9 protein-coding genes are annotated in these 9,754 nt (G+C 72.2%); 6 read left to right on the top strand and 3 right to left on the bottom strand.

What is annotated here, in order from left to right; all coding sequences use genetic code 11:
• Nucleotides 1-37 precede the first annotated feature (37 nt).
• On the top strand, nucleotides 38-1,039 hold the full coding sequence (pgfA, locus tag KMS84_RS36040; RefSeq protein WP_256920753.1) for a cell envelope lipid trafficking protein PgfA: 1,002 nt from the start codon (nucleotides 38-40) through the stop codon (nucleotides 1,037-1,039).
• Here the strand turns inward: pgfA and hrpB are convergent.
• Entirely contained in the window at nucleotides 1,029-3,557 is a 2,529-nt protein-coding gene (gene hrpB / locus KMS84_RS36035; protein WP_256920752.1) for an ATP-dependent helicase HrpB, read from the bottom strand. The genes pgfA and hrpB overlap by 11 nt on opposite strands.
• Nucleotides 3,558-3,647: 90 nt before the next feature.
• On the bottom strand, nucleotides 3,648-4,472 hold the full coding sequence (locus tag KMS84_RS36030; protein WP_438819025.1) for a class I SAM-dependent methyltransferase: 825 nt from the start codon (nucleotides 4,470-4,472) through the stop codon (nucleotides 3,648-3,650).
• Nucleotides 4,473-4,848: 376 nt separating this feature from the next.
• Between KMS84_RS36030 and rpsA the strand changes: the two genes are divergently transcribed.
• The 4 genes from rpsA to KMS84_RS36010 all read left to right on the top strand — a co-directional run bounded on the left by rpsA (nucleotide 4,849) and on the right by KMS84_RS36010 (nucleotide 8,990).
• Nucleotides 4,849-6,348 (top strand): 30S ribosomal protein S1, encoded by a 1,500-nt coding sequence (gene rpsA, locus KMS84_RS36025; protein WP_256920750.1) that lies wholly within the window; start codon nucleotides 4,849-4,851, stop codon nucleotides 6,346-6,348.
• A gap of 549 nt (nucleotides 6,349-6,897) precedes the next feature.
• The gene (locus KMS84_RS36020; protein ID WP_256920749.1) at nucleotides 6,898-7,836 is read left to right on the top strand and encodes a PAC2 family protein; all 939 of its coding nucleotides are present in this window, start codon (nucleotides 6,898-6,900) and stop codon (nucleotides 7,834-7,836) included.
• Between the two features lie 102 nt (nucleotides 7,837-7,938).
• Nucleotides 7,939-8,559: a dephospho-CoA kinase gene (gene coaE, locus KMS84_RS36015; RefSeq protein ID WP_256920748.1), complete on the top strand. Its 621-nt coding sequence runs from the start codon at nucleotides 7,939-7,941 to the stop codon at nucleotides 8,557-8,559.
• Between the two features lie 50 nt (nucleotides 8,560-8,609).
• Nucleotides 8,610-8,990: a tetratricopeptide repeat protein gene (locus tag KMS84_RS36010; RefSeq protein WP_256920747.1), complete on the top strand. Its 381-nt coding sequence runs from the start codon at nucleotides 8,610-8,612 to the stop codon at nucleotides 8,988-8,990.
• A gap of 149 nt (nucleotides 8,991-9,139) precedes the next feature.
• Here the strand turns inward: KMS84_RS36010 and KMS84_RS36005 are convergent, their stop codons facing one another.
• Entirely contained in the window at nucleotides 9,140-9,406 is a 267-nt protein-coding gene (locus tag KMS84_RS36005) for a DUF6343 family protein (protein ID WP_256920746.1), read from the bottom strand.
• A gap of 146 nt (nucleotides 9,407-9,552) precedes the next feature.
• Here KMS84_RS36005 and KMS84_RS36000 point away from each other — a divergent pair.
• Nucleotides 9,553-9,754, top strand: a 202-nt coding sequence (locus KMS84_RS36000) for an acyltransferase domain-containing protein (RefSeq protein ID WP_256920745.1), incomplete at its 3' end; no start/stop codon positions are given.

Here is a 9,754-nt window from a genome sequence, read left to right as displayed (position 1 = left end):
GCCCCGCCCGCCGCCGCCGTCCGCGAAGGAGGCCGAGATGCGCCGTACCGCCGCCCTGGTCCTGCTCGCCCTCGCCGTGTTCTTCGCGGCGCTCGCCCCCCTGCTGCGCTGGTACGCCTACCCACGCCTGGCCAAGATCCCGGCCGACGAGTACCAGACGATGGTCCTCGAGGCGAAGAACGCCACCCTCCTCGACTACGGCACCATGACCGCCCGCACCGTCCCCCACGTCACCATCGTGCAGACCCTCAAGGGCGACGTGCGGGCCGCCGAGAAGATCGAGGAGACCGCGGGCCGCGACGTCGTCGTCTGGGACGGCCTGTCCTACGTCCAGGGACCCGACGGCAAGATGGTCTCCAAGGTCCCCGAGCGCTACATCTTCGACGCCCACACACAGGAGCCCGTCCACGCCACCGGCGAGATGGTCGACGGCGACCCCGTCCGGCGCACGGGCATCGAGTTCAAGTGGCCCTTCCTCACCCAGAAACGGGACTACGAGTACTTCGACGCGCAGACCCGCACCACCGCCCCCATCCACTACCGCGGCACCCGCGACTTCCGAGGCCTGAAGGTCTACTACTTCGAACAGACCGTCCCGTGGACCCGGGTCCCCATGCCCAAGACGATGCCCGTCCAGGGCATCACCCCCCAGACCGTCGCCAGGACCGGCACCACCCGCTGGTACACCACCGTCCGCAGGTTCTGGGTCGAACCCGTCACCGGAGCGCCCGTCTACGGCGAGGAGATCCACCGGGAGGAACTGCGCGGCGGCACCCTCCTCGGCGGCCGCGCCAAGGTCACCGCGTTCGCCGGACACGTGAAGATGCGCGAGGACTACATCGAGCACACCGTGGACCTGGTCAGGTCCAACCGCACCCTCGTCCTGCTCCTGACCTCCTACCTCCCCTGGGGCTTCCTCCTGCTCGGCGTCGCGCTGACGGCCCTCTCTCTTCTCCTGGAGGCCCGCTCCCGCCGCCCACACCACCCGGCCCCCGCCGATCCCGCCGTGCCGGCCGCACCACGGCCCGTCACCGCCTGAGCCGCGCGTTGGTGTGGCGCGTCGCCTGCGCGCCCACCGGATCCTGAGGCCACGGATGCTTCGGATAACGGCCCCGCAGCTCCGCCCGCACCGCCCGGTAGCCGTCCCGCCAGAACGACGCGAGATCCGACGTGACGGCCGCCGGACGCCCGGCCGGAGACAGCAGATGCACCACCAGAGGAACCCCCGCCACCCGCGGCGACTCCTGCATCCCGAACATCTCCTGGAGCTTCACCGCCAGCACCGGACGCTGCGGATCGGCGTAGTCCACCCTGATCCTGGACCCGCTCGGCACCGTGAACCGCTCCGGCGCCAGCTCGTCCAGCCGTCCCGCCTCGCCGGACGCCCACGGCAACAGCCGTCCCAGCGCCTGCCCGGCGTCGATCCGCCCCAGATCCGCCCGCCGCCTGGCCCGGCTCAGCTCCGGCTCCAGCCAGTCGTCCACGCGCGCGTGCAGCGACGCGTCGCTCACGTCCGGCCACGGATCCCCCCGATGCAGCCGCACGAACGCGAGCCGCTGCCGCAGCGCGTCCGCCTCGGGCGACCACCGCAGCAACCGCAGCCCCTCCTGCCGCAGCCCCTCCACCAGCGCACCGCGTACCAGCGACGCGTCCGCGTCCCGCAGCGCACGCACGGCCAGCTCCACCGCCCCCAGCCGCTCGACCCGCCGCGCCACCACCTCGCCGTCCGCCCAGTGGACCTCGTCCCGCTCCCGCAGCAGCGCCCCCGCCGCCCGCCGGGCCACCTCCTCGTCCACCACCGCCGCGAGCCCCACACGCGCGTGCACCGCACCCACCGGCCGGTCGGCGACCGCCACCGCCAGCCAGGGCGCCCCCCGCAGCCCGGTGCCCCGACCGACCTCCGCCCGGGTCCCGGACACCATCAGATACGAGCCGCCGTCGGCCCTGGCGAGCCGCTCGGGGAACGCCAGGGCCACCACCAGCCCCACGAGCCCCTCCGCGCCGCCCTCCGCCTCCCCCTCGGCGGCGGACAGCGCGCCCGACGGCCCCGAGACGTCCCCTGCGACGGCCCGCAGCCGCCGCACCTCGGCCCGCCAGCGCCCGCCGTAGGCGTCACCCCCGCGCCGGGCGGCCCGCAACGCGGCGGCCAGATCGTCCCCGTACTCCCGCGGAGCCTCCTCGCTCAGCAACGCCACCACCTCGGCCGCCCGCTCCACCCCCACCGACGCCGCCCCGTCCAGCAGCGCCCGCCCCAGCCGCGGGTGCAGCCCCAGCCGCGCCAGCCGCACCCCCCGCTCGGTGGCCGCCCCGGCCGAGTCCACCGCGCCGATCGCCGTCAGCAACTCCCGGGCCGCCGCCATCGCCCCCGCCGGCGGCCGGTCCAGCAACGCCAGTCCCGACGCCCGCGGATCGCCCCAGCACGCCGCCTGAAGGGCGAACGAGGTCAGATCGGCCACCTTGATCTCCGGCGCCGGGAACAACGGCAGCCGCGCGTCCTCCGCCTCCGCCCAGCACCGGTACACCGCCCCCGGCGCCTCACGACCGGCCCGCCCCGCCCGCTGCCGGCCCGCCGCCCGCGAGGCCCGCACCGTCGCCAGCGCGCTCAGCCCCCGCGCGTGATCCACCCGCGGCTCCCGCGCCAGCCCCGAATCCACGACCACCCGCACCCCGGGCACCGTCAACGACGACTCCGCCACCGACGTCGCGAGCACCACCCGCCGCCGCGCCCCGGGCGCCAGCACCGCGTCCTGCACCGCCGCCGGCGCCCGCCCGTGCACCTGGAGCACCTCCACCCCGTCCAGCGCCCCGAGCAGCCCCGCGACCCGCGCGATCTCCCCGACGCCCGGCAGGAAACACAGCACGTCCCCCGAACGCTCCGCCAGCGCCCGCCGCACCACCGACGCCACATGCGACAGCAACGCCGGATCCACCCGCATCCCGTGCGGCGGCCGCACCGCCCCCGCCGGCGGCGCCCACACCACCTCGACGTCGAAGGCGGCGCCCTGGGCCTCCACCACCGGCGCCCCGCCCAGCAACCGCGCCCACCCCGCCGTGTCGGTCGTCGCCGAGGCCGCCACCAGCCGCAGCTCCGGCCGCAGGGCCTCGCGCACGTCCCACAGGAACGCCGCCGACGTGTCCGCGTCCAGATGCCGCTCATGGCACTCGTCCAGCACCACCACGTCCACGCCCGTCAGCTCCTGGTCCCGCTGAAGACGTTGCAGCAGCACACCGGTCGTGACGACCTCCACACGCGTGTGCCGGCCCACGACCCGCTCCCCGCGCACCGTGTACCCGACGGACTCGCCTGCGCGCTCGCCCAGCAGCCACGCCATCCGCCGGGCCGCCGCCCGCGCCGCGATCCGCCGCGGCTCGGCCACCACCACCCGCCGGGTCGGCCCCTCGCCCAGCAGCCCGGCCAGGGCGAGCGGCACCAGCGTCGTCTTGCCCGTGCCGGGCGGCGCGGCGAGCACGGCCGCCCCGTGCCCGTCCAGGGCGTCGGTCAGGGCGGGCAGGGCCGCCCGCACGGGCAGCGCGTCCAGAGCGTCGTCACGGAGGATCACGCCCCCAGTGTCATACGCGGCCGGACACGCCCCCACACGCGTGCGCCACCGGGCGCGGCCGCCCGGCCGTCCCCGCCCGCCCCGCGCTCAGTCCCGCTCGCACACGAAGACGGCCGTCCCCGGGATCAGGTTGCCGCGCAACGGCGACCAGCCGCCCCACTCCGACGAGTTCCAGGACGGCCACTGCGGCTCGACCAGGTCCACCAGCCGGAAACCGCCCGCCACGACGTCGCGCACGCGGTCGCCCAGCGTGCGGTGATGCTCCACGTACACCGCCCGGCCCTGCTCGTCCTGCTCCACGTACGGCGTGCGGTCGAAGTAGGACGACGACACCGTCAGCCCCTCCGGACCCGGCTCGTCCGGGAACGCCCACCGGATCGGATGCGTCACCGAGAACACGAAACGGCCGCCCGGCCGCAGCACCCGCCGCACCTCCTTCAGCACCAGCACCGGATCGGCGACGAAGGGCAGCGCCCCGTACGCCGAACACGCCAGGTCGAAGGACTCGTCCGCGAACGGCAGCGCGCCCGCGTCGGCGCACACCAGCGGGAACGGGCCGCCGATGCGCAGCGCGTGCTGGAGCTGCCGGTGCGAGATGTCCAGGGCCACCGGCAGCGCGCCCTGCGCGGCGAGCCACCGCGCGCACTGGGCCGCGCCGGCGCCGATCTCCAGCACCGCTCTGCCCTTCAGCTCCTCCGGCGGGCCGAGCAGCTCCGCCTCCACCTCGTCCAGGCCCTCCGGGCCCCACACGAAACGGTCGTCGCCCAGGAAAGTGCCGTGCTCGATCTGGTATTCGTCCGCGTTGCGGTCCCACCAGCCCCGGTTGGCCCGGGTGCTCTCGGCGACGTCGGCGTCACGTCGGGTGGCTTCCGGCTCGAAGGCCGTCTCGGACGATGCGGGCTCTTGGATGATCGGCTCCCTCGTCGTACTCTTCCGTGCAACCCGCCCGACGGTGGCACCCAGGTGTCGCCGAAGGGACTTCCTGCGGCCTGCGTGGCCTCGGGAGAAAGGTTGTGTGCCGGGTATGCGGCGATCTGCCCCGGGTGTGCGCCTTCGCGCATTGACCCTGCCCGGCTGCCCCCGTATGCTACAAGTTGCGCTGCGGGCCTGCGCACCTCAGACGTAGCAGGCTGCGCTCGCATCTGTCGTTGTCCCCTCGGTTCTCGAGGCGTCATCACCAGTTTTCTGGTGGGGCGCTTCCTTGGCTGTCCGGCTTCTTCAGAGCGATACGGGCTCCCGGCGTAGCAGTACCTACGACTTTCTGTCCGTAACCGGAGCCCTTTCCCACATGACGAGCAGCACCGAGACCACCGCCACCACCCCGCAGGTTGCGGTCAACGACATCGGTAACGAGGAAGCCTTCCTCGCCGCGATCGACGAAACGATCAAGTACTTCAACGACGGCGACATCGTCGACGGCGTCATCGTGAAGGTCGACCGGGACGAGGTCCTGCTCGACATCGGTTACAAGACCGAAGGCGTGATCCCGAGCCGCGAACTCTCCATCAAGCACGACGTCGACCCCAACGAGGTCGTCGCCGTCGGCGATGAGATCGAGGCCCTTGTCCTCCAGAAGGAGGACAAGGAAGGCCGCCTCATCCTGTCCAAGAAGCGCGCTCAGTACGAGCGTGCCTGGGGCACGATCGAGAAGATCAAGGAAGAAGACGGCATCGTCACCGGTACCGTCATCGAGGTCGTCAAGGGTGGTCTCATCCTCGACATCGGCCTCCGCGGCTTCCTTCCGGCCTCCCTCGTCGAGATGCGCCGCGTCCGCGACCTCCAGCCCTACGTGGGCAAGGAGCTCGAGGCGAAGATCATCGAGCTGGACAAGAACCGCAACAACGTGGTCCTGTCCCGCCGCGCCTGGCTGGAGCAGACCCAGTCCGAGGTCCGCCAGACCTTCCTCACGACCCTCCAGAAGGGTCAGGTCCGCTCCGGCGTGGTCTCCTCGATCGTCAACTTCGGTGCCTTCGTGGACCTGGGTGGCGTCGACGGTCTGGTCCACGTCTCCGAGCTGTCCTGGAAGCACATCGACCACCCCTCCGAGGTCGTCGAGGTCGGCCAGGAGGTCACGGTCGAGGTCCTCGACGTCGACATGGACCGCGAGCGCGTCTCCCTGTCGCTGAAGGCGACCCAGGAAGACCCGTGGCAGCAGTTCGCCCGCACGCACCAGATCGGCCAGGTCGTCCCCGGCAAGGTCACGAAGCTGGTTCCGTTCGGTGCGTTCGTCCGCGTCGACGAGGGCATCGAGGGCCTGGTCCACATCTCCGAGCTGGCCGAGCGCCACGTGGAGATCCCGGAGCAGGTCGTCCAGGTCAACGACGAGATCTTCGTCAAGGTCATCGACATCGACCTCGAGCGTCGCCGGATCTCGCTGTCCCTCAAGCAGGCCAACGAGTCCTTCGGCTCCGACCCGGCCTCGGTCGAGTTCGACCCGACGCTCTACGGCATGGCCGCGTCGTACGACGACCAGGGCAACTACATCTACCCCGAGGGCTTCGACCCCGAGACCAACGACTGGCTCGAGGGCTACGAGACCCAGCGCGAGGCGTGGGAGGGCCAGTACGCCGAGGCGCAGCAGCGCTTCGAGCAGCACCAGGCCCAGGTCATCAAGTCCCGCGAGGCCGACGAGGCCGCTGCCGCCGAAGGCGGCGAAGCCGCGGGTGCGGCTCCGGCCGCGAGCGGTGGCGGTTCGTACTCCTCCGAGGGCGCCGACACCTCTGGCGCGCTGGCCTCGGACGAGGCGCTCGCCGCGCTCCGCGAGAAGCTGGCCGGCGGCCAGAGCTGACCTCCCCCCGGGAGACCACGGGCTGCTGAGCCACGCAAGCGGCAAAGCAGTACGAGCGGTAGACGCAGGACCAGCAGTACAAGCAGGACAAGCAGTAGCCGAAGGCCCGCACCTCACGAGGTGCGGGCCTTCCGCGTCACCCGGGGATCGAGGCTCACGCGAAGGGACGACGGCGCAGGCACGGGGAGCAATCCCTCGGCCACCCGCCCCGGTGACCTGCCGCCCGGTTGGAGAGCCGCCGGCCGGGTACCGTCCCCCTGTACGCCCGACACCCGCGCTGAGCGACCACCGCCCGGATCGCGCCGGCGACGGTCGACCGAGACCCGCCACACAGCGCCCGTTGCCAGCCCCCTCACACAGGGCCCGTCACCACAGGGCCCGTCACAGTGCCTCGCCCCCCCCCTGGGCGCGACGAGCCACCACAGCGGACGGACAGGCCGGCCGGACAGCCGGAAGTTCCGCGACAGACCGCCGATCTTGATCGCCCGGCGGGAATGCCCACGCCGCCAAGCGCGTTGTCCTCTATGAACACGAGGAGGAGCGGTCCAAGTGCTTGATCCGCAGGGTTTGTACGCATGGGAGCCGAAAGGCCTGGCAGTCGTCGACATGGCACTGGCCCAGGAGTCGGCCGGACTTGTCATGCTCTACCACTTCGACGGATACATCGACGCGGGCGAGACCGGCGACCAGATCGTCGACCGGCTCCTCGACTCGCTGCCCCACCAGCTCGTCGCCCGCTTCGACCACGACCGGCTCGTCGACTACCGCGCCCGCCGCCCGCTGCTCACCTTCAAACGCGACCGGTGGACCGAGTACGAAGAGCCGACCATCGAAGTGCGCCTCGTCCAGGACGCCACCGGAGCACCCTTCCTGCTGCTCTCCGGCCCCGAGCCGGACGTCGAATGGGAACGCTTCGCCGTCGCCGTCAAGCAGATCGTCGAACGACTCGGCGTGCGCCTCTCGGTGAACTTCCACGGCATCCCCATGGGCGTCCCCCACACGCGGCCCGTGGGCATCACCCCGCACGGCAACCGCACCGACCTCATGCCCGGCCACCGCAGCCCCTTCGACGAGGCCCAGGTCCCCGGCAGCGCCGAGGCCCTCATCGAATACCGGCTCATGGAAGCCGGCCACGACATCCTCGGCGTCGCCGCGCACGTCCCCCACTACATCGCCCGCTCCACCTACCCGGACGCGGCCCTCACGGTCCTGGAAGCGATCACCGCGGCCACCGGCCTCGTGCTGCCCGGCATCGCCCACTCGCTGCGCACCGACGCCCACCGCACGCAGACCGAGATCGACCGCCAGATCCAGGAAGGCGACGAGGAACTCACCAGCCTCGTTCAAGGCCTGGAACACCAGTACGACGCAGCGGCCGGCGCCGAAAGCCGCGGCAACATGCTCGCCGAACCCGTCGACATCCCCTCCGCGGACGAGATCGGGCAGGAATTCGAGCGATTCCTCGCCGAACGCGAGGGCGAGGGCTGAGGCCCGCCGCCCACGACGGCACGGTCCACGGCCCCACCCGGACCCGCGAGCAGGCAGGGCCTGCCGAGTGCGATGTCACCGGCAGGCCCTAAGCTTCCCGTCATGCTGAAGGTGGGCCTGACCGGCGGGATCGGCGCCGGCAAAAGCGAAGTGTCCCGACTGCTCGTCGAACGCGGCGCCTTGCTGATCGACGCGGACCGCATCGCCCGCGAAGTCGTCGCCCCCGGCACCGAAGGCCTCGCGGCCGTCGTCGACGCCTTCGGCGCGGACATCCTCACCGAGGACGGCAGCCTCGACCGCCCCCGGCTCGGCTCCCTCGTCTTCGCCGACCCCGACAGACTCGCCCTCCTCAACGCGATCGTCCACCCCCTCGTCGGCGCCCGCTCCCGCCAACTGGAGACCTCCGCCCCCGAGGATGCCGTCGTCGTCCACGACGTCCCCCTCCTCACCGAGAACGGCCTCGCGCCCCTCTACGACCTCGTCATCGTCGTCGACGCCCACCCCGACACCCAGCTCGACCGCCTCGTACGCCTGCGCGGCATGACCGAGCAGGACGCCCGCGCCCGCATGGCCGCCCAGGCCACACGCGAACAACGCCGCGCGATCGCCGACATCGTGATCGACAACGACGTGCCCCTCCCCGAACTGCGACAGCGCGTCACGGACGTATGGAACGACCTCGTCCGCAGAGCCCACACCCACCACGACACCTCCCCGGAATAGGGCCCCCGGCTCCGCGCGTTGAACCCTCCCAGCAAGGGAAGGATTTTTCCGTGCCCGATACCGCAGGTTCGACCGGACGCACTCCGGAGACACACGTCATCGACTTCCGCGCCGCCGAGCAACTGCTCGCCGCCCGGGACCCGCGGGGCGCGGTGAAACTGCTCGACAAGGTCATCGCCGCGCACCCGGAGAACACCGCCGCCCGCCTGCTGCGCGCACGCGCCTTCTTCGCCGCCGCGCAACTACGGCCCGCCGAACTCGAGTTCACCGTGGTGCTGGAACGCGAACCCGACAACGCGTTCGCCCACTTCGCCCTCGCCCGCACCTACGAACGACAAGGCCGCGGCGACCAGGCCAAGCGCCACTTCCGACTGGCCGCGGCCCTCGACCCCAACCCGCAGTACCTCAAGGCGGCCCGCTTCGACACCTGACCACGCCCGCGCTCCCCGGCGACGCCACCCCTGCTCCCCGGGGGCCGCCCCCGTCGCGGACCACGCCCCCGTTCCCCCTCCCTTCCCCGTACGTCGCCCCGCGCCCGCGTGCCGCCGCACCACCTCGCAGGCGAGTGCGCCGGCCTCCCTCAGGGCCACCGCCGCTCCGGCGGCAGGTACGGCGGAATGTCGCGGCCCGGCTGATAGTGGGGGCCCTGCCGGATGTGCCGGATCACCATCGCCAGATCCACGGTGGTCACCACCCACAGCGCGCCGCACGCCGCCGCCCACCCCGGACGCCCCACGAGGGCGAACGCGGTCGTGCCGAACAGCGCCCACGCCAGGCCCCACAGGGCCAGCCCCAGACGCAGCCGCAGCGCACTGCGCGCGGTCGTCGGCTCACTGCCCGTACGCATCGTGAAAACACCGCTCCTCACTGCAACGTACTCCTCGCCCCGGACGTTCTCCACAGGGATCCACACCGACGATCACGTCGCCCACGACGGCCATACGACCACGACGGCCGAGACGAGCGAGACGACCAAGAGGGGGGCCGCCACACATGCTGCCGAACACCGACGAGCTGGCCGAAGTGCTTCTCGACCTCGCGGTTCCGCACCAGGACATCGAAGAGGCCGTCCGGCTCGGCCGACACGTCACGAACGACCCCGAGACGCTGCGGATCCTGGAGAAGGCCGTCACCGACCTCGTTCAGGACATGGGACGGATCCGCGGGACGACCGCCGTCATCCCCACCCTCCCCG

The organism is Streptomyces hilarionis, assembly GCF_024539675.1.
Classification (GTDB): Bacteria; Actinomycetota; Actinomycetes; order Streptomycetales; family Streptomycetaceae; genus Streptomyces; species Streptomyces hilarionis.
Note: the sequence above shows the minus strand (reverse complement) of the source record. Positions and strands in the feature narration are given on the sequence as shown.

Bases quoted from the DNA above. Each gene is read 5' to 3' on its own strand.
- pgfA (WP_256920753.1), top strand. From the start codon at position 38: ATGCGCCGTACCGCCGCCCTGGTCCTGCTCGCCCTCGCCGTGTTCTTC.
- rpsA (WP_256920750.1), top strand. From the start codon at position 4,849: ATGACGAGCAGCACCGAGACCACCGCCACCACCCCGCAGGTTGCGGTC.
- coaE (WP_256920748.1), top strand. From the start codon at position 7,939: ATGCTGAAGGTGGGCCTGACCGGCGGGATCGGCGCCGGCAAAAGCGAA.
- KMS84_RS36005 (WP_256920746.1), bottom strand. From the start codon at position 9,406: ATGCGTACGGGCAGTGAGCCGACGACCGCGCGCAGTGCGCTGCGGCTG.